The organism is Dechloromonas hortensis, from assembly GCF_009469765.1.
Lineage (GTDB): Bacteria > Pseudomonadota > Gammaproteobacteria > Burkholderiales > Rhodocyclaceae > Azonexus > Azonexus hortensis.
Window position 1 is genome coordinate 56,571 of record NZ_SSSQ01000008.1, and the last position, 21,523, is coordinate 78,093.

Here is a 21,523-nt window from a genome sequence, read left to right on the forward strand (position 1 = left end):
AGGCCCTACACCCGTGGGTAACTTCCACAATCCCGAAGCAGATCTTGACCGCTTTCGCTTTCGCCTCGGCTTTGCAGCGGTCTTTGTGCTATTCGCCTTTTGCCTCCTGCTCGGCCGCTTTTTCTGGCTGCAGGTCATCCAGCACGACTTCTATCAGACGCGAGCCGAAGACAACCGCATCGCACTGATCCCCATTGTCCCCAACCGAGGCGTCATCACCGACCGCAATGGCGTGGTGCTGGCCCACAATTATTCGGCCTTCACGCTGGAAATCACTCCCTCCCGGGCCGGCGACCTGGAAGAGACGATCACTGCATTATCCGAGGTCATCGACATCCAGGCCAAGGACCGCAAGCGTTTCAAGCGCCTGATGGATGAAGCCAAGAATTTCGAATCGATCCCCATCCGAACCCGCCTCAGCGACGCCGAAGTCGCCATGTTCGCCGCCCAGCGCTATCGCTTCCCGGGCGTCGAAGTAAAAGCCCGCCTCTTCCGCCAGTACCCGCTGAACAACGTCGCCTCGCATGCCATCGGCTACATCGGCCGGATCACCGACCGCGACCTGAAATGGATCGAGGAAGCCGAGAAACAGGCCAACTACAAAGGGACCGATCACATCGGGAAAAACGGCCTGGAACAGCATTACGAATTCGAGCTGCACGGCGAAACCGGCTACGAAGAGGTCGAAATCGACGCCGGCGGCCGTGCCTTGCGCAGCCTGAAACGCATTCCGCCGGTCTCCGGCAACAATCTGTCCCTGACCCTGGATGCCAAGCTGCAAGAGATTACCGAGCTAGCCTTCGGCGACCGCAAGGGCTCCCTGGTCGCCATCGAACCCTCGACCGGCGGCATCCTGGCCTTGGTCTCGAATCCGACCTACGACCCCAACCTGTTCGTCGATGGCATTACGCCGGACAACTGGAAGGAACTGAACGACCACCCGAGCAAGCCGATGATCAACCGGGCGATCAACGGTGCCTACCCGCCAGGCTCGACCTTCAAGCCGTTCATGGCGTTGGCCGCGCTGGAAATGGGCAAGCGGACACCCGGCCAGGCGATCAGCGACCCGGGCTACTTCAATTTCGGCAACCACCAGTTCCGCGACGATAAAAAGGGCGGTCATGGCATGGTGGACATGTACAAGTCGATCGTCCATTCCTGCGACACCTACTATTACATTCTGGCCAACGACATGGGGATCGACAATATCGCCAAGTTCATGGGTTCCTTCGGATTCGGCCAGCGGACCGGCATTGATCTCGGCAAGGATGACCTCTCGGAATCGAAGGGTGTCCTGCCGTCACAGGAATGGAAACGCCAGCGCTTCAAAAAACCGGAGCAGCAAAAATGGTACGCCGGGGAAACCATCTCGATCGGCATCGGCCAGGGCTACAACGCCTATACCCCGATCCAACTGGCTCAGGCTACCGCAACACTGGCCAATAACGGCGTAATGTTCCGCCCACACCTGGTCCGCCACATCGTCGATACCAAGACTGGTGAAAAACGGCTGGTCGAACCGAAGCCGATTCGCGACCTGCAGTTGAAAGCGCAAAATATCGAGGTCATCCGGCGTGCCCTGGTTGGCGTCAATAAGGAGGGCACCGGTGCCCGCGCCTTTGCCGGCGCCCCCTACGAAGCGGCCGGTAAGACCGGCACGGCCCAGGTTTACTCGCTGAAGGGTGCGCAGTACAAGGAAGGCGCGATCAAGAAGGAATTGCGCGATCACGCCTTGTTCATCGCCTACGCGCCGGCCGACAAGCCGACTATCGCGCTCGCCGTGCTCGTTGAAAACGGCGGCTTTGGCGCCCAGTCGGCGGCGCCGATCGCGCGCATGGTGATGGATTACTATCTGCTCGGCAAGCTGCCGGCCGGGGCGGCCAAGGATGATCCGGCCGCCATTGAAGAGGAGCACGAAGAATGATCGATGTCACTGGCTCCCTGCGTCGCGCCTGGCAACAGTTGATCGCCCATATCGACTTCCCGCTGCTCCTCATCACACTGGCCATCATGGCGGTCGGCTTGGCGACGGTGAACTCCGCCACCATCGACAGTTCGCACCGGATGATGTCGCAGGCCGGCAACATGGGGCTGGCCATGGTCATCATGTGGTTCGTCTCCCGCCTGCCGCCGCAAAAACTGATGAGCTTCGCCATTCCGCTCTACGTGCTCGGCGTCGTGCTGCTGATCGCCGTCTTCCTGTTCGGGATCAAGGTCAATGGCGCCCGGCGCTGGCTGCCGCTCGGCTTTACCCGGATCCAGCCCTCCGAAATCATGAAGATCGCGATGCCGCTGATGTTGGCCTGGTACTTCCAGAAATACGAGGCGACGCTGAAGATGAAGCACTATCTGGTCGCCGCCCTGCTGCTCTTCGTACCCTTCGCGCTGATCGCCAAGCAGCCCGATCTCGGTACCGCGCTACTGGTCGGCTCGGCCGGCTTCTACGTCATTTTCTTCGCCGGCCTGCCGTGGAAGATCATCGTCGGCATGATCGCTGCCGCCGCTGCCGCCGCGCCGCTGCTCTGGGGGATGATGCACGACTACCAGCAAAAGCGCATTCTGACCCTGATCGACCCGACCACCGACCCGCTCGGTACCGGTTACCACATCATCCAGTCGATCATTGCCATCGGCTCCGGCGGCGCCATCGGCAAAGGCTACCTGAACGGCACCCAGACCCACCTCGAATTCATCCCCGAGAAGCACACCGACTTCATTTTCGCGGTGTACTCCGAAGAATGGGGTCTGCTCGGCAACGCCACGCTGGTCTTCCTCTACACGCTGCTGATCGGCCGCGGCATGATCATCGCCTCCGGTGCCCCGACCCTGTTCTCGCGGCTGCTGGCCGGCGCCATCACGCTCGGCTTCTTCACCTACGCCTTCATCAACATGGGCATGGTCAGCGGCATCCTGCCGGTAGTCGGCGTGCCCCTACCGTTCATGAGCTATGGCGGCACGGCGCTGGTCATCCTGTTCCTCGGCATCGGTATCCTGATGTCGATCCACACCCACCGGATGCTGGTCAAAAAATGATTCGCCATTTGGCCGCCGGCTCTCTGGTCCTGTTGCTGGCCGCCTGTGGCGGCAGGACCTTGCCGGATGCTACGGTCGACACGACAAAAGGGCCGATTTCCAAAACGCCGACCAAGAAGCCGACGGCAGTTTTAAAAAGGGGCGGCGGCTTCTACAAGGATGACGGCCCGGCCGACGAAATTCCCGATGGCCTCGACGACATTCCCGATGCCGAACCGAAGTGGGAACCCTTGCACAAGCCGGCCACCAAGCCCTACGTCGTGCTCGGCAAGGAATATGTCCCGAACAACAGCGTCCGGCCCTACAAGACGCGCGGCATCGCCAGCTGGTATGGCAAGAAGTTCCACGGCCAGAAAACATCGATCGGCGAGCCTTACGACATGTTCGCAATGACTGCCGCCCACCCCACCCTGGCGCTCCCCTCCTACGTCCGGGTCACCCAGTTGCAAAGCGGTAAATCGGTCATCGTCCGGGTCACCGACCGCGGTCCTTTCCATGCCGACCGGGTCATCGATCTTTCCTATACCGCCGCCTACAAGCTGGGCCTGATCAACGGCGGCAGCGGCCAGGTTGAAGTCGAAGCGATCATTCCGGGTGAGCCGGCCGCCACCGCTTACGCCCAGGTGACGCCCCCGGTCCGACCGGCCGCCGGCGAGCGCGACGACATCGAGCAACTAGCCCGGCGCATGGCACAGGAAGAACGCCCGGTGCAGAACGCCAACTCAGGCGCCAGCAGTGGCGAAACCGTGGCCAAGGGCGTCTACCTACAACTCGGAGCCTTCGCCAATGCCGACAATGCCGAGAACCTGAAAAACCACCTGCTGCGTGAGCTGGACTGGCTCAACGAGGCGATGCGGATCAGCCCTGGCGGCGGCATCCACCGCCTGCAGCTCGGCCCCTACGCCAGCCGCGGCGATGCCGACAAGGTCGCCGAAAAAATTCGCGCCGCCCTCGGCTACAAGCCGACCATCGTCGTTCGCTGAGCCGGAAAACAGCCGGCCGGGCAACAACCCGCCGGTGGTTTGACGAGGATCAATGGCACCCGGCGCCGGCTGGCTATACTCGCCGGCTTACTCTTCAGATCGTATGCCATGAGCTCCCTGCCCGAACTCATCTGCCCGGCCGGCAGCCTGCCTGCCCTCAAGGCCGCGGTGGATAACGGCGCCGATGCCGTCTATCTCGGCTTCAAGAACGACACCAACGCCCGCAACTTCGCCGGTCTCAATTTTGACCAGAAAACCATGAGCGAAGGCATCCGCTACGCCCATGCCAAAGGCCGCGAGATCCTGCTGGCGATCAACACCTTTCCGCAAGCCGGCCGCGTCGCCGACTGGCAGAAGGCGGTCGATGCCGCGGTCGACCAGAACGTTGACGCGATTATCCTGGCCGATGTCGGGCTGCTCGACTATGCCCGCAACCGCCACCCGCAGCAGCGCCTGCATCTGTCGGTGCAGGGCTCGGCGACCAGCTACGAGGCGATCAATTTCTGTCAGCGCGAGTTCGGTATCCGTCGTGCCGTGCTGCCCCGCGTGCTGACGCTGGCCCAGGTCGAGCACGTCATCAAGAACACCACGGTCGAAATCGAAGTCTTCGGCTTCGGCAGCCTGTGCGTCATGAACGAAGGACGCTGCTGGCTGTCCTCCTACGCCTGCGGCGAATCGCCGAATACCGTCGGCGCCTGCTCGCCGGCCAAGTACGTCAAGTGGGACAAGCAGCCCGGCACCATGGAAACCCGGCTCAACGGCATCCTGATCGACCGCTTCGGCGACGACGAACCGGCCGGCTACCCGACACTGTGCAAGGGCCGCTTTGAAGTCGAAGGCGAAACCTATTACGCGCTGGAAGAGCCGACCAGCCTCAACGTGCTGTCCATCCTGCCGGAGATCATTAAGATCGGCGTCAAGGCGATCAAGGTCGAAGGCCGCCAGCGCAGCCCGGCCTACGTCACCCAGGTCACCCGCACGCTGCGCGCCGCGCTCGATTCGCTGGCCAACGGCAGCGAACGGTTCCACGTGAAACCGGCCTGGCAGGCCGAACTCTCCAAGGTCTCGGAAGGCAGCCAGGCAACGCTCGGCGCCTACAACCGGCCATGGCGCTAAAGGAAGACGTATGAAACTCTCGCTCGGTCCCCTGCTCTATTTCTGGCCGAAAGCCGAGGTCATGGAGTTCTACGCCGAAATGGCGCAGAACCCTGCCCTCGACATCATCTACGTCGGCGAAGTCGTCTGCTCGCGCCGCCAGCAACTGCGCACCGCCGACTGGATCGGTCTCGCCCGCGACCTGACCGATGCCGGCAAGCAAGTCGTCGTCTCGGCCCAGGCCCTGCTCGAATCTGAAAGCGACCTCAAGGCGCTACGCCGCCTGATTGACGATGCCGGCTGCAGCCTCGAAGCCAACGACCTCGGCGCGGTCAACCTCGCCCAGGGCAAGAATTTCGTCGCCGGCCCGCACTTGAACATCTACAACGAAGCTACGCTCGCCACCTACGCCCGCTATGGCATGACGCGCTGGGTGCCCCCGCTCGAAGCGCCACGCACATTGATCGAGACCCTGCACCGCAACAAGCCGGCCGGCGTCGAGAGCGAGGTCTTCGTTTTCGGCAAGATCCCGCTCGCCTTCTCGGCCCGCTGCTTCACGGCCCGCCATTACGACCTGAACAAGGACGACTGTCAGTTCAAGTGCCTCGACCATGCCGAAGGCCTGACCCTGAAAACCCGCGAAGGCCAGGATTTCCTGACCATCAACGGTATCCAGACGATGTCGGCGCAAAGCTACAACCTGCTGCACGAAATCCCGGACATGCGGCAGATGGGCATCGACATCGTTCGTATCAGCCCGCAGAAGCAGCATCTCGACGCCATCATCGCCGCCTTCGATGCGGCCCGCAACGGCCAGACGGTCAGCGTCGACAGCCGCGACTGGAGCGCCAGCGGCCTGGTTGACGGCTACTGGTTCGGCGATGCCGGGATCGTTCAGCGCCACACGCAAGCCCTTGCACAACTGGAAGCCTGAGCATGAATCCGAATTTCACCATCCCGAAGTTTCGCCTGCCGACCTTCATCGCCAGCCTCGGGCAAAAGCTGCCGCAATGGCCGCATGCGCTGGCTCTTGTTGCCGGGCTGAATGCGGCGCTGAAAATGAAATTGCTGCCTGAAGACGAGTTAACCGCGCTGGAAGACAAGCTGTTCCGCGTCCGCGTGCTCGATACCGGTGGTGAAGCCAGCTACACCTACCGCGGCGGCCTGTTCCGCCCGGTCTTCCGGCCCGAACGCGAACCCGACCTGGCCTTCGCCGCCAACCTGTCGGCCTACCTGCAGCTGCTGGCTCGCCAGGAAGACCCGGACACGCTGTTCTTCAACCGCGAGCTGGAAATCACCGGCGACACCGAACTCGGCCTGATCGTCAAGAACATGCTCGATGCGGTGGAATGGCCGAAACTATCGGACCGCCTGCCGCTACTGCGCCACTGAAGACTGGCAGTGGTCGATGACGAGTACCGACATGTCGTCATGCGGCAAATTCCCTTTCAGGTGGCTGGCCAGGGCCTGATGGACCGCTGTAATCGGTGCTAGCCCGCCACGCTGCCTGAGGGCAGCGGTCAGGCGCGGCTCGCCAAACTGCTCGCCTGCCTGATCACTGGCTTCCAGCACACCGTCGGAGAGCAGCACCAGTGCATTTCCCTCCCGCCAGGAAAAGTCCTCGAAGCCGGCCTCGTCGCCCCGTGCCCGCGTAATGCCCAGCGGCAGGTTGCGCGAGACAAAGCGCTGCAGCACGTCGCCTGCCGCATCGATCCGCAGCACGTCGGGCACGCCACCGACCCAGATCTGGCCGCGCTGCGCCGCGTCATCGACGCAGACGAAGGCTGCAGCGACAAAACGTCCCAAGGGCAGCGAGTTACTGAGCAAAAAGTTGATCGACTCGACAATGCTGGCCAGGGGCTGCGCCAGTTCAACCAGCCGGTAGAACTCTTGGACCATGGGCAGGATGCTGACCGCGGCGGCCAGACCATGACCGGTCGCGTCGGCCAGGATGGCATAGCGCAAACCGGATGGCGCCCGCGCCGCCAGTACCATGTCGCCGGAAAAATGGTCGGCCGGCGTTACCGAATATTCAACCGCCGCCTGTTTCAGCAGATCGCTGCGAATCTGGTGTTCGAGGATGCGCCGGGCCAGTTCGGCCTCGCGCTGATGCTCGTCGTAATGCGCCTTCAACAGACTGGCCTGCTCCGCCACCTTGCTCTGGGCCAGCTGCTTTTCGGTGATGTCGCGCAGGGTTTCGACAACCGCAATCAAGGCACCGGTTTCGTTGTAGACCGGCCCGGCATCGACGGCCAAATAGAGGCGTTGCTGGCGGCGCGGCATCCAGCACCAGTTTTCGGCATGAACACCGAAGACCGGCTGGCCCGGGTCTTCGAAAACAGTGTAGAGATTGGCGATCTGTTCGTAGCTGGCGGTTGCCACCAGGTCGGCCAGACAGGCCCGCTCCTGCTCGTAAAAAGCCTGCCAGTGATGGCGCGTGCCGATCACCTCCGCCGCCATTACACCGGTCAGCCTTTCGCAGGCGCGATTCCAGATCAGCACCCGCCGCTCGGCATCGAGGACGAAGGTGGGCACCACGAGATGTTCCATCAGGGTGATGGCAAAGGAAAGATGCTGTTCCTGATGCTTCAGCGCATCGCGAATTTGCGCAACCACGGCTTGCGACATGACGGCCTCCCCTTCGTCGGCATTAGCAGACAAGCATACACCCGGCCTTCCGCCTTCCGTAATTGCTGCGGTGAACCACCTTCAAACGGGAAAATCCATCACTCAGACGGCGCCGACCGGCACGATGCTGAGCACTTCCTCCATTTCAACCGGGGTAGACAGTCCGGCCAACTCGCGGATGCTGTGGGGACCAAGATAGACGGCGAAGCCCGGGGCCAATTCACCACCGGCAGCGATCAGATGCGAGCGGATCGCCGGATATTCATGGCACAGCGCATCGAAAAGCTCACCTACGGTATCACCACTGGCCGTAATTTCGTCATGCCCCCCGGCGTAGCTGCGCAAATCGGGCGGAATGTGAATGGAGACGACGGGAGAATCGAACATGGCAGGCCTCCTTGCAGTCTGTGTTCATGAGACATGACCAGCCGGCGCGAGTTCTGAAAATAAAACGGGAGGCTACCGCCTCCCGTTTTTCTACTGCCAACAGCTATGCTCAGGCCTTTTTCTGGGCATCCAGGCGGAACTTGACGTAGCTGCCCGGCGCCGGCTCGATCACCTTCAGCGCGCCGTCTTCCGGCTTGCGCGCCTTGACCTTGGCCGAACCGCCCGGCAGGCTGTTCACCCACTGGTTCCAGTGCGTCCACCAGGAGCCGGCGTTCTGCGTCGCGCCGGCCAGGAAGTCGTCCGGGCTTTCCGGCAGGTTGCCGTCGGTCGCATCATTGGTCCAGAAGCCATACTTGTTGGCGGCCGGCGGATTGACGATGCCGGCGATGTGGCCGGAACCACCCAGGACGAACTTGGTGTTGCCGGACGGCAGGCGGGCGCCCATGTAGGTGCTCTTCCACGGTGCGATGTGGTCCTCGATGGTCGAGATGAAGTAGCACGGGGTCTTGACCTTGCTGATGTCGATCTTGACGCCGCCCAGCGTGATGCCACCCGGTTCCTTGAGCAGGTTGCCGAGGTACATGTTGCGCAGGTAGAAGCTGTGCATCGCGGCCGGCATGCGCGTCGAGTCGGAGTTCCAGTAGAGCAGGTCGAACGGGAACGGATCCTTGCCCATCAGGTAGTTGTTGACCACGAAGGACCAGATCAGGTCGTTGGCGCGCAACATGTTGAAGGTGCCGGCCATTTCCGAGCCTTCGAGGAAACCGCGTTCCTGCATGCGCTTTTCGAGGCCGGAGACAGCGCCTTCATCGAGGAAGATGCCCAGTTCGCCCGGCTCGGAGAAATCGAGCATGGTCGTGAAGAAGGTCGCGGAATTGACCCGCTTGTCCTTCTTCGCCGTCATGTAGGCCAGCGTCGTCATCAGCAGCGTACCGCCCAGGCAGTAGCCGGCCATGTTGACACTGTCTTCGCCGGTATGGGCACAGACCTGGTTGACCGCTTCGAGCGAACCTTCGAGCAGGTAGTTTTCGAAGGACTTGGCGGCCAGCTTCTCGTCCGGATTGGTCCAGGACATGATGAAGGTGGTGTGGCCCTGGTCGGTCGCCCACTTGACCAGCGAGTTCTTCTCGCGCAGGTCAAGGATGTAGTACTTGTTGATCCATGGCGGGACGATCAGGAAGGGCTTCTTGTTCTGGTCCGGCGTCGTCGGATCGTACTGGATCAGCTGGAACAGTTCGTTCTGGAAGACCACCTTGCCCGGGGTCGTCGCGACGTTCTTGCCCATTTCGAAAGCCGAGGTGTCGGTCATCCGGATGCGCAGCTGGCCGTCGCCGGATTCGACATCGTGCAGCAGGTTGTTGAGGCCCTTGATCAGGTTCTGACCATGGCTCTTCACCGTTTCGCGGAAGACTTCCGGATTGGTCAGCGCGAAGTTGGACGGCGACAGCGCGTCGATGTACTGGCGAGTGAAGAAATTGACTTTCTGCTGCGTCGCTTCGTCGAGGCCTTCGGTGCCGGCGACCGTGTCATGCAGGTGGCGGGCGGTGATCAGATAGGACTGCTTGACGAAGTCGAACAGGAAATGCTGCTCCCATTCCTCGTCCTTGAAGCGGTTGTCGCCCTTCTTCGGCGCGGCGACTGGGCCATGCACCGGCATGCCCATCATCTTCATCGTCGTGTTCTGCCACAGCGAGAAGTAGTCCCACATCATGTTCATCTGGGTCTGGGCCATCTTGTACGGATTGGCCATCAGGCGCGACGAGAGGTCCATGAAAGCCTTGGCCACGCCAAGTTCGTCAGCCGGCGCATTGACGCCGTCCTTGGCCTTCTTTTCCATGAACTGGGTAATCAGGCGCGAAGCGCGCTGGGCGACTTCGGCATAGGTCTTGGCGATTTCAGCCGGATTGGGCAGATTCATTGCCTGGTCATTCTGTTGCTGCGACATACTCAAACTCCCTCTGTCAGTGCACGGTGCGGGCTTTACACCGCGTATATCGAATCACGCCGTCAGTGTCGGTCATGCGTGACAGCCGGCCGGCTTGTTCTAGATGGTTCAAATGGGCAATCGCTTCGCCCATCGCGAACATGGTTTGATGCGTATCGAGTGCTCGCTGGAACAAGGTCTCCAGCAACTCGGCTGCGCTCTTTGGCGCATCTTCACAGCTATTCTCCAGAGCACGCAATCGTTCTGCATGGTGCGCGTGCAACGCCTCAACCCGGGACTGCACGCCAAAAAACGGCAATCCGTGCGAAGGCAACACCAGGGTATTTGCCGGTATTTCCCGCGACATTTCATCCAGCGAATCGAGATACCAGCCAAGGGCATCGGCCTCCGGCGTCGCCGCGAAAACGCTGATATTCGTGGAAATTCTTGGCAAAAGCATGTCGCCAGAAATTAACACGTCAAGTTCGGCGCAGTAAAGCGCCATATGCTCGGGCGCATGGCCATGACCGATCAAAACCTGCCATTTCTTGCCGTTCACCGTCAGGGTGTCGGCTGCCTTCAGACGCTGGTAGTACTCGGGCAGCGCCGGCACCGCCTTGCGGTAACCGGACCCACGCCTGGCGAAACGCTCCAGTTGCTCCGCATCCAGTCCATGCTGGCGGAACTGTTCGACCATGAAACGGGCGCCGTGGCCGCCGACTTCGTGCCAGACGGCGTGCGCAGTCAGGAATTCGCCGGTGGTCATCGCCAGCGGGGCGCCAGTCTTCTCGATCAGCCAGGTTGCCAGGCCGAGGTGATCCGGGTGGAAGTGGGTGACGACCAGTCGGCTCACCGGACCATCGAGACGATCGAGGATCTGCGACCAGACAGCCCTGACCTCGTCGTCGGAAAAGCCGGTATCGATGATGACCCAGGCGGCGCCGTCGCGGAGCAGCCAGAGGTTGATGTGGTCGAGCTGGAACGGTAAAGGCATGCGCAACCAGAAAACGCCGGGCGCAACTTCGATCAACTCGCCGGCGGCCGGCGGCTGGTCGTGCGGATAGTGCAGGGACATGGGCAAACCTGTCGGAGGGGAAGCACAACTTACCATACGGTGTCGGATTGAAAAATCCCCCTCCTTCTGATTTACTGGCGCGCACCTGCAAGGAGACAAGCTTGAGCCAACCGGCCATCACTTTCGCCATTTCCGACCTCGCCCGCGAGTTCGGCATCACCCCGCGCACCATCCGTTTCTGGGAGGACCAGGGCATCCTGTCGCCTGCCCGCGAAGGCAGCAAGCGCATATTCAACCGCCGCGACCGGGCCCGCCTGAAGATGGCGCTGCGCGGCAAGCGGCTCGGCCTGTCGCTGGCCGAGATCAAGGACCTGATCGGGATGTACAACTCGACCGAGGACGAAACGCCGCAGCTCATGGAATGTCTGCGCATCATGTCGAGCCGGCGCCAGGCCCTCGAGCAGCAACGCGAAGACATCGAGGCGATGCTGGCCGAAATTGCTCAGTTCGAACAGCAATGCCAGCAGGAACTGGCCCGCCGCGATGGCGTCTGAAATTTTTCGAACAACCAGTTGACGTTAACGTCAACGTAAATACAATCACACCATGAATCGAATTTCCGATCCGCATTTCGCCGAACGTGTCCGCGCCAGTTTCGAGCGGCAGAACGCCATGAGCCTGATCCGTGCCAGCCTGCCGGTGATCGAGCACGGCCGGACCGAAATTCACCTGCCGCACTGGCAAGGCGTCGAACAGCAGCACGGCTTCGTGCATGGCGGCGTGGTCGGCATGATTGCCGACTCAGCCGCCGGCTATGCGGCGATGACCATGGTGTCGCCGACCGCCTCGGTGCTGACCGTGGAATACAAGATGAACCTGGTCGCGCCGGCCGACGGCGAGCAACTTATCGCCCGCGGCAAGGTCGTGCGGCCGGGCCGGACACTGATCATTACCCAGGCCGAAGTCTTCGCCTTGAAAGACGGCCAGGAAACCCTGTGCGCGCTGATGCAGCAGACCATCATGGTCATGCACGGCAAGACGGAAAAATAAACTTAAAAGACGGAGACAAACCATATGAACATTCCCAGCCTCGACTTCGGCCTCGGCCAAGACATCAACATGCTGCGCGATGCGGTGAAGGCCTTTGCCGACGCCGAAATCGCCCCGCGCGCCGCGGAAATCGACCGCCTTAACGAATTCCCGGCCGACCTTTGGAAAAAGTTCGGCGACATGGGCCTGCTCGGCATGACGGCCGGCGAGGAATACGGTGGCACCAACATGGGCTACCTCGCCCACATCGTCGCGCTCGAGGAAATTTCCCGCGCCTCGGCCTCGGTCGGCCTGTCCTACGGTGCACACTCGAATTTGTGCGTAAACCAGATTCGCCGCAACGGAACGGAAGCGCAGCGCCAGAAATACTTGCCGAAACTGATCTCCGGCGAACACGTTGGAGCGCTGGCGATGTCCGAGCCGAACGCCGGCTCCGACGTCGTCTCGATGAAGTTGAAGGCCGACAAGAAGGGCGACCGTTATGTGTTGAACGGTTCCAAGATGTGGATCACCAACGGCGGCGATGCCGACACCCTGGTCGTCTACGCCAAGACCGACCTCGCCGCCGGGGCCAAGGGGATGACCGCCTTCATCGTCGAAAAGGGCTTCAAGGGCTTCAGCCACGGCACCCATCTCGATAAGCTGGGCATGCGCGGCTCCAATACCTTCCCTCTGTTCTTCGATGACTGCGAAGTGCCGGAAGAAAACGTGCTGGGCGGCGTCGGCAACGGCACCAAGGTATTGATGTCCGGCCTCGACTACGAGCGCGCCGTGCTCTGCGGCGGCCCGCTCGGCATCATGGCGGCCTGCATGGATATCGTCGTCCCCTTCCTCCACGAGCGCAAGCAGTTCGGCCAGGCGATCGGCGAGTTCCAGCTGATGCAGGGCAAGGTCGCCGACATGTATTCGACCTGGATGGCCAACCGCGCCTATGTCTATGCCGTCGGCCGCGCCTGCGATGCGACCGACCACGCCCGGACGCTGCGCAAGGATGCCGCCGGCGCCATTCTCTATTCCGCCGAAAAGGCGACCTGGATGGCCGGCGAGGCGATCCAGACGCTGGGCGGCGTCGGCTACACCAACGAGTACGCAACCGGCCGCCTGTGGCGCGATGCCAAGCTCTATGAGATCGGAGCAGGCACCTCCGAAATCCGTAGAATGCTGATTGGTCGCGAACTTTTCGCCGAAACCGCATAAACAGCTCCCGCCGGCGCCCCCGGACCGGGGGCACCGCAACAGGAGCTCAACAGCATGTCCGTTACCCTACGCACCCTCACCGCCAACGATAGCGAAGCGCTGGAACAGGTTCGCCAGTTTTTCCGCAACTACGCGGCCTGGCTGGGCGTCGACCTGTCCTACCAGAACTTCGAGCAGGAAATGGCCTCGCTGCCCGGCGCCTACTCGGCCCCGGAAGGACGCCTGTTTTTTGCCGAAATCGACGGTCGACCGGCGGGCTGTGTCGGCGTCCGCCCACTCAGCGACAGCGACGGCGTCTGCGAGATGAAGCGCCTCTACGTCGATCCGGAAGTGCGCGGCCAGGGCATCGGCGCGACGCTGGCGCTGGCAGCGATCAAGGCGGCCAAGGAAATCGGCTACCGCAAGCTGATCATCGACACCCTGCCCAACATGCGGATGGCCGTGAAGCTGTACCGCGAACTGGGCTTCACCGAGGCCCCGAACTACTACCAGACGCCGGTCGAAGGCACGATGTTTCTGGCGCTCGACCTCGACAACTGGTCGGAAGAGGAAATCCGCAACGAGAACCTCTCCCACCTGTTCGACTTCAACCGCGCCTGGGCGCAGCGCATGCAGGAAGTCGACCCGACCTACTTCAACAAGCTGTCCAAGCTGCAGGCCCCGGAATTCCTGTGGATCGGCTGCTCCGACTCGCGCGTCCCGGCCAACCAGATCGTCGGCCTGCTGCCGGGCGAAGTGTTCGTCCATCGCAATGTCGCCAACGTCGTCGTCCATACCGACCTCAACTGCCTGTCGGTGATCCAGTACGCCGTCGACGTCCTCAAGGTCAAGCACATCATGGTCGTCGGCCACTATGGCTGCGGCGGCGTCCAGGCCGCACTGAACAAGGCGCGGGTCGGCATCGTCGACCTCTGGCTGCGCCATGTCCAGGACGTGCACAACAAGCACCTGGCGGCCGTCGACAGCCTGCCGGAAGCCCAGCGCCACGACCGCCTATGCGAGCTGAACGTGCTCGAGCAAGTGGTCAATGTGTCGCATAACCCGATCGTGCGCGACGCCTGGCAGCGCGGCCAGGAGTTGACCATCCACGGCTGGATTTATGGCCTGAAGGATGGCCTGATGCACGATCTCGGCATCACCATCGATTGCCCCGAAGATTTACCCACCCGCTACGACGCCGCCTTGAAGGCGTTGGAAGCTTAGCCATAACAAGCACTCAGGAGAAATCAGCATGAATGACCCGATCGTTATCGTTTCCGCCGCCCGTACCCCGATGGGCAGCTTTCAGGGCGGCTTCGCCGGCCTGAGCGGCCCGCAGCTCGGTGCCGTCGCCATCAAGGCCGCCGTCGAGCGGGCCGGCATCGATGCCAATCTGGTCGAGGAAGTGCTGATGGGCTGCGTCCTGCCGGCCGGCGTCGGCCAGGCACCGGTCCGCCAGGCAGCGCTGCTCGCCGGTCTGCCGCTCTCGGCCGGCTGCGCGATGGTCAGCAAGGTCTGCGGTTCCGGCATGAAGGCGACGATGATCGGCCACGACGGCCTGCTCGCCGGTTCGAACGCCATCACCGTCGTCGGTGGCATGGAATCGATGACCAATGCCCCCTACCTGCTGCCCAAGGCGCGCGGCGGCTTCCGTCTCGGCCACGGCCAGGTCATCGACCACATGTTCATGGATGGCCTGGAAGACGCGTATTCCAAGGAAACCCGCGGCCGCCTGATGGGCACCTTCGCCGAAGACTGCGCCGGCAGCTACGGCTTCAGCCGCGAAGCACAGGATGAATTCGCCGTCCGCTCGACCACCCGCGCCAAGGAAGCCAGCGACAACGGTTCCTTTGCCTGGGAAATCGCCCCGGTCACCGTCGCCGGGCGCAAGGGCGATGTCGTCATCGACAAGGACGAAGGCCCGTTTGCGGTCAACGTCGAAAAAATCCCGACTTTGAAGCCGGCCTTCAAGAAGGATGGCACGGTCACCGCCGCCAATTCCTCGTCGATTTCCGACGGCGCCGCCGCCATGGTCCTGATGCGCGCCTCGAAGGCGGCCGAACTCGGCCTCAAGCCGATTGCCCGCATCGTCGGCCACACCACCAATGCCGGCACACCCGCCCTCTTCCCGTCCGCCCCGGTCGGCGCCATGCAGAAGCTGCTGGCCAAGACCGGCTGGAGCGTGGACAGCGTCGACCTGTGGGAAATTAACGAAGCCTTCGCCGTCGTCACGATGGCCGCGCTGCACGACCTGAAGCTCGATCCGGCCAAGGTCAACGTGCACGGCGGCGCCTGTGCCCTCGGTCACCCGATCGGCGCCTCCGGTGCCCGCATCGTCGTCACCCTGCTCGGCGCGCTGAAGAAGTACGGCAAGCAGCGCGGCATCGCCTCGCTCTGTATCGGTGGCGGCGAAGCCACGGCCCTCGCCGTGGAAATGCTGTAATTGCCGCAACGGGCGCCTTCGTTCACCTACGTCAAGCTGGTAGCAGCCATGGCCATGTGGGGCGGCACCTGGATCGCCGGACGCATCGTCGCGCAGGAGCTGTCGGCCCCGCTCGCCGTGGCCGCCCTGCGCTTCCTGCTCGCCGCGCTGCTGATGGCCGGCGTCGCCCTCTATGCCGAAGGCGGCATCCAGGTGCCGCAGGGCGCCCGGGAATGGGGCCTGATCTGGGCGCTCGGCTTCTTCGGCATCTTCCTTTATGGCCTGTGCTTCTTCTTCGGCCTGCGCCACATTCCGGCCGGGCGCGGCGCCCTGGTCGTCGCCCTCAACCCGGTGGTGATCGTGATCGCCGCCTGGTTGACCGGCAAGGAAGGAATGACGCCGCGCAAGGCCCTGGGTAGCGTCATCGCGCTGGCCGGCTGCCTGACCGTGATCGGCAACGGCGACCCGCTCGCCCTGCTGCACGGCTCGGTCGGCCTCGGCGAACTGCTCATCCTCGGCTGCGTCGCGAGCTGGACGGCCTACACCTTCATCGGCTGGCAGGCGACGCGAACCTTTACGCCGATCGCCACGACGCTCTACGCCAGCCTGAGCGGCGCCCTGCTGCTCGGTCTGGCCGCGCTCTTCCAGGGCGACATCGAGCTCGCCGCCTGGTCGTGGCGCGTCTGGGCCAGCCTGCTTTTCCTCGCCATTTTCGGCACGGCCATCGCCTACACCTGGTTCACCGCTGCGGTGCACCGGATCGGCGCCGGCCAGGCTGCCGTTTTCATCAATCTGGTTCCCGTCTTTGCCGTGCTGCAGGCGGCCGTCCTGCTCGACGAGCGGCTCGGCCTGCCGGTACTGGCGGGCGGCCTGCTGGTCATTGCCGGCGTCTGGCTGACCACCCTGAAAAAGACCTCTCTGGAAAGTAAATAATGATTCTCACGCAAGAACAGGAAATGATCCGCGACTCGATCCGCGCTTACGCGCAGGAACAGATCGCCCCCTTCGCCGCCGACTGGGACAAGAACCACACTTTCCCGCGCGCCGCCCTCAACGGCCTGGCCGAACTCGGCGTGCTCGGCATGGTCGTCCCGGAAGAATGGGACGGCGCCGGCCTCGGCTATCTCGAACTCGGCCTGGCGATCGAGGAAATCGCCGCCGCCGATGGCGCCACCTCGACCATCGTCAGCGTGCAGAACTCGCTGGCCTGCATGATCCTGCTCAAGTACGGCTCGGATGCCTTGAAGGAAGAATGGCTGAAGCCGCTGGCCCGTGGTGAAAAGCTCGGCTGCTTCTGCCTGACCGAACCGCACGTCGGCTCCGACGCCGGTGCCATCACCACCACGGCCCGCCGCGAAGGCGACGAGTGGGTGCTGAATGGCGTCAAGCAGTTCATCACCACCGGCAAGGAGGGCGATGTCGCCATCGTCTTCGCGGTTACCGACAAGGCGGCAGGCAAGAAGGGCATTTCGACTTTCCTGGTGCCGACTGCCAACCCTGGCTACATCGTCGCCCGCCTGGAAGAGAAGATCGGCCAGCACGCTTCCGATACCGCGCAGATCCTATTCGAGAACTGCCGTATTCCGGCCGCCAACCTGCTCGGCAAGGAAGGCGAAGGCTACAAGATCGCCCTCTCCAACCTCGAAGGCGGCCGCATCGGCATCGCCGCCCAGTCGATCGGCATGGCCCGTGCCGCGCTCGAAGCCGCCGTACGCTACGCCAAGGAGCGCACCTCCTTCGGCAAGCCACTGACCGAGCATCAGGCGATCGCCTTCATGCTGGCCGACATGGCGACCCAGATCGACGTCGCCCGCCAGGCCGTCTGGCATGCCGCCGCGCTGCGCGACGCTGGCCTGCCGTGTTTGAAGGAGGCCTCGCAGGCCAAGCTGTTCGCCTCGCAGATGGCCGAGAAAGTCTGTTCCGACGCCATCCAGGTGCACGGCGGTTACGGTGTGACGGCCGATTTCCCGGTCGAGCGCATCTATCGTGATGTCCGCGTCTGCCAGATCTACGAAGGCGCTTCCGAAATCCAGAAACTGGTCATCGCCCGCGCCGTGCTGGCCGACTAGGCAAACCCCTGCGGTCGACGGGCTAAAAAACACAAAAATGCCTGCGACCGCCCCCCAAGGAGACAAAGCATGTCCGCCGCAATCGACTTCTATTTCGATTTTTCCAGCCCCTACGGCTACCTGATGGCCGAGAAGATCGACGCTGTCGCCGCCCGCCACGGCCGCCAGGTCAACTGGCACCCGATCCTGCTCGGCGTCATCTTCCACGCCACCGGCTCGCGGCCGCCGGCCGATGGCGTCAGCAGCAAGGGCACCTACATGCTGCGCGACTTCCATCGTTCGGCCCGCTTCCTCGGCCTGCCCTACAACCCGCCGAGCCGCTTCCCGCTGCCGACCCAGAATGCCGCCCGCGCCTTCTACTGGCTTGACGGCCAGGACGGCGTGCTGGCCCGGCAATTTGCCCGCGCCGTCTATCGCGCCTTCTTCGTCGACGACCGTGACATTTCGGCACCCGATACCGTGCTCGATATTGCCGAAAAACTGGGCGTCGACCGCGCCACTCTCGCCGCCGCGCTGCAAAGCCCGGAGATCAAGGCCCGCCTCAAGAGTGAAGTCGATGGCGCCATCGCTGCCGGCGTCTTCGGCTCGCCGCACGTCATCATCGACGGCGAGGCTTTCTTCGGCGCCGACCGCCTGCCGCAGATCGAGCAGTGGCTCGCAACCGGCGGCTTCTGAGAACACCATGGAAAGAATCTGCGTCTTCTGCGGCTCGAATGCCGGCACCAACCCGATCTACCGTGACGAAGCCGAAAAACTCGGCCGTCTGCTGGCCGCCCGCGGCATCGAACTGGTCTACGGCGGCGGCAACATCGGCCTGATGGGCGCCGTCGCCGATGCCTGCCTGGCCGCCGGCGGCACAGTGATCGGCATCATTCCCGAAGCCCTGATGGGCAAGGAAGTGGCCGGCCGCCCGGTCGACCACCGGGCACTGACCCGGCTCGAAGTGGTCGATTCGATGCATACCCGCAAGGCGCGGATGGCCGAACTGGCCGACGGCTTCATCGCCCTGCCCGGCGGCTTCGGGACCTTCGAGGAATTCTGCGAAGTGCTGACCTGGGGCCAGCTCGGGTTCCACGTGAAACCGATGGGCCTGCTCAACGTCAATGGCTTCTACGACCCGCTGCTGGCGTTGTTCGAGCAGGCCGTCGGCGAAGGTTTCCTGCGCCAGCAGAACCGCGCGATGGCACTGGCCGACACCGACCTCGAGCGGCTGCTCGACGCGATGGCGGCCTACAGGCCGGAACCGGTCAGCAAGTGGCTGAAAGAGGAAAAGCAGTTGTAGGGCTGCACAAGACAATTTGTTCAGGCAACGGATACGACAAAAAAGCGAGGAGACATGACCGTACTGAAAACCCAACTGAACCCGCGATCGGCCGACTTTCAGGCCAACGCGGACGCCATGCGGACGGTGGTTGCCGACCTGCATGAAAAGGTCGACAAGATCGCCCTCGGCGGTCCGGAAGCGGCGCGCCAGAAGCATCTGGCCCGTGGCAAGCTGCTACCGCGCGAGCGGGTCAATGGCCTGCTCGACCCCGGCACGCCCTTCCTCGAGATAGGACAATTCGCAGCGTATGGCATGTATGGCGGCGATGTCCCGGCCGCCTCGGTGATCGCCGGCATTGGCCGCGTCGAAGGCGTCGAATGCATGATCGTCGCCAACGACGCGACCGTGAAGGGCGGCACCTATTACCCGCTGACGGTGAAAAAGCATCTGCGGGCCCAGGAAATCGCGCTGGAAAACCGCCTGCCCTGCGTCTATCTGGTCGACTCCGGTGGCGCCTTCCTGCCCATGCAGGACGAAGTCTTCCCGGACAAGGAACATTTCGGCCGCATCTTCTTCAACCAGGCCAACCTGTCGGCCCAGGGCATTCCGCAGATTGCCGCCGTGCTCGGCTCGTGCACCGCCGGTGGCGCCTACGTGCCGGCCATGTGCGACGAGTCGATCATCGTCAAGAACCAGGGCACCATCTTTTTGGGCGGCCCGCCGCTGGTCAAGGCAGCGACCGGCGAAGTGGTGTCGGCCGAAGATTTGGGCGGCGCCGACGTCCATACCCGGATTTCCGGCGTCGTCGACCATCTGGCCGAGAACGATGCGCACGCGCTGGCCATTGCCCGCCGCATCATCAAGGACCTCAACTGGAAAAAGGCCCCGCCGGTGACGTTGACCGCACCGGTCGAGCCGCGCTACCCGAGTGGTGAGCTGTACGGCGTCATTCCGACCGACAGCAAGAAGCCGTTCGACGTCCGCGAGATCATCGCCCGCATCGTCGATGACTCCGATTTCGACGAATTCAAGGCGCGCTACGGGACGACGCTGGTCTGCGGCTTCGCCCGCATCTACGGCTACCCGGTCGGCATCGTCGCCAACAACGGGATACTGTTCTCGGAATCGGCGCTGAAAGGCGCCCATTTCATCGAACTGTGCGCCCAGCGCGGCATTCCGCTGGTTTTCCTGCAGAACATCACCGGCTTCATGGTCGGCCGCAAGTACGAAAACGGCGGCATCGCCCGCGACGGCGCCAAGATGGTGACGGCGGTCGCTACCGCCAAGGTGCCGAAATTCACCGTCGTCATCGGCGGCTCGTTCGGCGCCGGCAACTACGGCATGTGCGGCCGCGCCTACTCGCCGCGCTTCCTGTGGATGTGGCCGAACGCCCGCATTTCGGTGATGGGCGGCGAACAGGCGGCCGGCGTACTGGCTACCGTCAAGCGCGACGGCCTGGAAGCGGCCGGCAAGACGTGGACGGCCGAGGAGGAAGCCGCCTTCAAGGCGCCGATCCGCGAGCAGTACGAGACGCAGGGCCACCCCTACTATGCCTCGGCCCGCCTCTGGGACGACGGCATCATCGACCCGGCCGACACCCGCCGCGTCCTTGGCCTCGGCCTGTCGGCCTCGATGAATGCCCCGGCCGAAGAAACCAAATTCGGCATCTTCCGGATGTAAGGAGCGCACCATGTTCATGACCCTGGAAATCGAACTGAACGGCCCGGTCGCCACCATCTGGATGAACCGGCCCGAGCTGCACAACGCCTTCGACGAACTGCTGATCGCCGAACTGACCGCCGCCTGCATCGCCCTCGACGCCGACCCGGACATTCGTGCCGTTGTTCTCGCCGGGCGCGGCAAGAGCTTCTCGGCCGGCGCCGACCTCAACTGGATGAAACGCGCCGCCAACAACGGCGTCGACGACAACCTGAACGACGCTCGCGCCCTGGCCAAGATGCTGCGCACGCTGGCCGAGATGAAGAAACCGACCATTGCCCGCGTCCAGGGCGCCGCCCTCGGCGGCGGCATGGGGCTGGCCGCCGCCTGCGACATCGCGGTCGCTTCGAGCAAGGCGCTGTTCGCCACCTCCGAAGTCAAGTTCGGCATCATCCCGTCGGCCATTTCGCCCTACGTGCTGCGCGCCATCGGCGCCCGCCAGGCGACCCGCTACTTTCAGTCGGCCGAACGGATCGATGCTGCCCGCGCTCGCGAACTCGGCCTCGTCCATGAAACGGTCGAACCGGAACAACTCGACGCCAAGGTGCAGGAAATCGTCGACGCGCTGCTGCAGGGCGGCCCGCTCGCCCAGGCCGCCGCCAAGGACCTGATCCGTGCGGTCAACGGCCAGCTGATCAACGAAACGCTGGTCGAGGAAACCGCGCACCGCATCGCCCACCTGCGTGCCACGCCGGAAGCCCGCGAAGGCATCGCCGCCTTCCTCGACAAACGCTCACCCAGCTGGATTGGGGAATAAG

Annotated in this window: 21 protein-coding genes; 17 read left to right on the plus strand and 4 right to left on the minus strand. The window is 63.2% G+C overall.

Features of this window, described 5'->3' with window-relative positions; all coding sequences use genetic code 11:
* The first annotated feature begins 13 nt into the window (after nt 1-13).
* The 6 genes from mrdA to ubiT all read left to right on the plus strand — a co-directional run bounded on the left by mrdA (nt 14) and on the right by ubiT (nt 6,503).
* Nucleotides 14-1,924 (plus strand): penicillin-binding protein 2, encoded by a 1,911-nt coding sequence (mrdA, locus tag GH663_RS13565; RefSeq protein WP_153132255.1) that lies wholly within the window; start codon nt 14-16, stop codon nt 1,922-1,924.
* Nucleotides 1,921-3,033 carry a rod shape-determining protein RodA gene (rodA, locus tag GH663_RS13570; protein ID WP_153132256.1) on the plus strand — a complete coding sequence of 371 codons (1,113 nt, stop codon included), beginning with the start codon at nt 1,921-1,923 and terminating at the stop codon, nt 3,031-3,033. Before mrdA ends, rodA begins: the two co-directional genes overlap by 4 nt.
* Complete coding sequence (locus tag GH663_RS13575) at nt 3,030-4,016, plus strand: septal ring lytic transglycosylase RlpA family protein (RefSeq protein ID WP_153132257.1); 987 nt, start codon at nt 3,030-3,032, stop codon at nt 4,014-4,016. The genes rodA and GH663_RS13575 overlap by 4 nt, the downstream gene beginning before the upstream one ends.
* Before the next feature lie 108 nt (nt 4,017-4,124).
* A complete protein-coding gene (gene ubiU, locus GH663_RS13580) occupies nt 4,125-5,132 on the plus strand; it encodes a ubiquinone anaerobic biosynthesis protein UbiU (RefSeq protein ID WP_153132258.1) in 1,008 nt (335 codons plus the stop codon).
* Nucleotides 5,133-5,142: 10 nt separating this feature from the next.
* Nucleotides 5,143-6,045, plus strand: a complete 903-nt coding sequence (locus GH663_RS13585; protein ID WP_153132259.1) for a U32 family peptidase — start codon at nt 5,143-5,145, stop codon at nt 6,043-6,045.
* Nucleotides 6,046-6,047: 2 nt separating this feature from the next.
* Nucleotides 6,048-6,503 (plus strand): ubiquinone anaerobic biosynthesis accessory factor UbiT, encoded by a 456-nt coding sequence (gene ubiT, locus GH663_RS13590; protein ID WP_153132260.1) that lies wholly within the window; start codon nt 6,048-6,050, stop codon nt 6,501-6,503.
* Here ubiT and GH663_RS13595 read toward each other — a convergent pair.
* The 4 genes from GH663_RS13595 to GH663_RS13610 form a co-directional block, all read right to left on the minus strand.
* Complete coding sequence (locus tag GH663_RS13595) at nt 6,489-7,739, minus strand: SpoIIE family protein phosphatase (protein WP_153132261.1); 1,251 nt, start codon at nt 7,737-7,739, stop codon at nt 6,489-6,491. The two genes, ubiT and GH663_RS13595, sit on opposite strands and share 15 nt — an antisense overlap.
* Before the next feature lie 102 nt (nt 7,740-7,841).
* Nucleotides 7,842-8,126: a ubiquitin family protein gene (locus tag GH663_RS13600; protein ID WP_153132262.1), complete on the minus strand. Its 285-nt coding sequence runs from the start codon at nt 8,124-8,126 to the stop codon at nt 7,842-7,844.
* Between the two features lie 109 nt (nt 8,127-8,235).
* The gene (locus GH663_RS13605) at nt 8,236-10,071 is read right to left on the minus strand and encodes a PHA/PHB synthase family protein (RefSeq protein WP_153132263.1); all 1,836 of its coding nucleotides are present in this window, start codon (nt 10,069-10,071) and stop codon (nt 8,236-8,238) included.
* Nucleotides 10,072-10,087: 16 nt separating this feature from the next.
* A complete protein-coding gene (locus tag GH663_RS13610) occupies nt 10,088-11,125 on the minus strand; it encodes an MBL fold metallo-hydrolase (protein WP_153132264.1) in 1,038 nt (345 codons plus the stop codon).
* A gap of 101 nt (nt 11,126-11,226) precedes the next feature.
* On the opposite strand from GH663_RS13610, the gene GH663_RS13615 reads away from it, so the two are divergent.
* The 11 genes from GH663_RS13615 to GH663_RS13665 all read left to right on the plus strand — a co-directional run bounded on the left by GH663_RS13615 (nt 11,227) and on the right by GH663_RS13665 (nt 21,522).
* Nucleotides 11,227-11,619 carry a MerR family transcriptional regulator gene (locus GH663_RS13615; RefSeq protein WP_153132265.1) on the plus strand — a complete coding sequence of 131 codons (393 nt, stop codon included), beginning with the start codon at nt 11,227-11,229 and terminating at the stop codon, nt 11,617-11,619.
* A 52-nt stretch (nt 11,620-11,671) separates the two neighbouring features.
* The gene (locus GH663_RS13620; RefSeq protein WP_153132266.1) at nt 11,672-12,115 is read left to right on the plus strand and encodes a PaaI family thioesterase; all 444 of its coding nucleotides are present in this window, start codon (nt 11,672-11,674) and stop codon (nt 12,113-12,115) included.
* A gap of 24 nt (nt 12,116-12,139) precedes the next feature.
* Nucleotides 12,140-13,312, plus strand: coding sequence for an isovaleryl-CoA dehydrogenase (locus GH663_RS13625; RefSeq protein WP_153132267.1), 1,173 nt, complete (start codon nt 12,140-12,142; stop codon nt 13,310-13,312).
* Between the two features lie 54 nt (nt 13,313-13,366).
* Complete coding sequence (gene can / locus GH663_RS13630) at nt 13,367-14,515, plus strand: carbonate dehydratase (RefSeq protein WP_153132268.1); 1,149 nt, start codon at nt 13,367-13,369, stop codon at nt 14,513-14,515.
* A 28-nt stretch (nt 14,516-14,543) separates the two neighbouring features.
* Complete coding sequence (locus GH663_RS13635; RefSeq protein WP_153132269.1) at nt 14,544-15,734, plus strand: acetyl-CoA C-acyltransferase; 1,191 nt, start codon at nt 14,544-14,546, stop codon at nt 15,732-15,734.
* A complete protein-coding gene (locus GH663_RS13640) occupies nt 15,735-16,646 on the plus strand; it encodes a DMT family transporter (RefSeq protein WP_153132270.1) in 912 nt (303 codons plus the stop codon).
* A complete protein-coding gene (locus GH663_RS13645) occupies nt 16,646-17,782 on the plus strand; it encodes an acyl-CoA dehydrogenase family protein (RefSeq protein ID WP_153132271.1) in 1,137 nt (378 codons plus the stop codon). The genes GH663_RS13640 and GH663_RS13645 overlap by 1 nt, the downstream gene beginning before the upstream one ends.
* Nucleotides 17,783-17,851: 69 nt before the next feature.
* On the plus strand, nt 17,852-18,457 hold the full coding sequence (locus tag GH663_RS13650) for a 2-hydroxychromene-2-carboxylate isomerase (RefSeq protein WP_153132272.1): 606 nt from the start codon (nt 17,852-17,854) through the stop codon (nt 18,455-18,457).
* A gap of 7 nt (nt 18,458-18,464) precedes the next feature.
* Nucleotides 18,465-19,064: an LOG family protein gene (locus GH663_RS13655; protein WP_153132273.1), complete on the plus strand. Its 600-nt coding sequence runs from the start codon at nt 18,465-18,467 to the stop codon at nt 19,062-19,064.
* A 54-nt stretch (nt 19,065-19,118) separates the two neighbouring features.
* On the plus strand, nt 19,119-20,726 hold the full coding sequence (locus GH663_RS13660; protein WP_153132274.1) for a carboxyl transferase domain-containing protein: 1,608 nt from the start codon (nt 19,119-19,121) through the stop codon (nt 20,724-20,726).
* A gap of 10 nt (nt 20,727-20,736) precedes the next feature.
* Nucleotides 20,737-21,522: an enoyl-CoA hydratase/isomerase family protein gene (locus GH663_RS13665; RefSeq protein WP_153132275.1), complete on the plus strand. Its 786-nt coding sequence runs from the start codon at nt 20,737-20,739 to the stop codon at nt 21,520-21,522.
* Nucleotide 21,523 lies beyond the last annotated feature (1 nt).

Excerpts from the sequence above, each read along its gene's own strand:
- rodA (WP_153132256.1), top strand. The coding sequence starts at position 1,921 with ATGATCGATGTCACTGGCTCCCTGCGTCGCGCCTGGCAACAGTTGATC.
- GH663_RS13625 (WP_153132267.1), top strand. The coding sequence starts at position 12,140 with ATGAACATTCCCAGCCTCGACTTCGGCCTCGGCCAAGACATCAACATG.
- GH663_RS13620 (WP_153132266.1), top strand. The coding sequence starts at position 11,672 with ATGAATCGAATTTCCGATCCGCATTTCGCCGAACGTGTCCGCGCCAGT.
- GH663_RS13600 (WP_153132262.1), bottom strand. The coding sequence starts at position 8,126 with ATGTTCGATTCTCCCGTCGTCTCCATTCACATTCCGCCCGATTTGCGC.
- ubiT (WP_153132260.1), top strand. The coding sequence starts at position 6,048 with ATGAATCCGAATTTCACCATCCCGAAGTTTCGCCTGCCGACCTTCATC.
- GH663_RS13645 (WP_153132271.1), top strand. The coding sequence starts at position 16,646 with ATGATTCTCACGCAAGAACAGGAAATGATCCGCGACTCGATCCGCGCT.
- GH663_RS13650 (WP_153132272.1), top strand. The coding sequence starts at position 17,852 with ATGTCCGCCGCAATCGACTTCTATTTCGATTTTTCCAGCCCCTACGGC.
- GH663_RS13635 (WP_153132269.1), top strand. The coding sequence starts at position 14,544 with ATGAATGACCCGATCGTTATCGTTTCCGCCGCCCGTACCCCGATGGGC.
- GH663_RS13595 (WP_153132261.1), bottom strand. The coding sequence starts at position 7,739 with ATGTCGCAAGCCGTGGTTGCGCAAATTCGCGATGCGCTGAAGCATCAG.
- GH663_RS13575 (WP_153132257.1), top strand. The coding sequence starts at position 3,030 with ATGATTCGCCATTTGGCCGCCGGCTCTCTGGTCCTGTTGCTGGCCGCC.
- GH663_RS13610 (WP_153132264.1), bottom strand. The coding sequence starts at position 11,125 with ATGTCCCTGCACTATCCGCACGACCAGCCGCCGGCCGCCGGCGAGTTG.
- can (WP_153132268.1), top strand. The coding sequence starts at position 13,367 with ATGTCCGTTACCCTACGCACCCTCACCGCCAACGATAGCGAAGCGCTG.
- GH663_RS13660 (WP_153132274.1), top strand. The coding sequence starts at position 19,119 with ATGACCGTACTGAAAACCCAACTGAACCCGCGATCGGCCGACTTTCAG.
- GH663_RS13655 (WP_153132273.1), top strand. The coding sequence starts at position 18,465 with ATGGAAAGAATCTGCGTCTTCTGCGGCTCGAATGCCGGCACCAACCCG.
- ubiU (WP_153132258.1), top strand. The coding sequence starts at position 4,125 with ATGAGCTCCCTGCCCGAACTCATCTGCCCGGCCGGCAGCCTGCCTGCC.
- GH663_RS13585 (WP_153132259.1), top strand. The coding sequence starts at position 5,143 with ATGAAACTCTCGCTCGGTCCCCTGCTCTATTTCTGGCCGAAAGCCGAG.
- GH663_RS13665 (WP_153132275.1), top strand. The coding sequence starts at position 20,737 with ATGTTCATGACCCTGGAAATCGAACTGAACGGCCCGGTCGCCACCATC.
- GH663_RS13605 (WP_153132263.1), bottom strand. The coding sequence starts at position 10,071 with ATGTCGCAGCAACAGAATGACCAGGCAATGAATCTGCCCAATCCGGCT.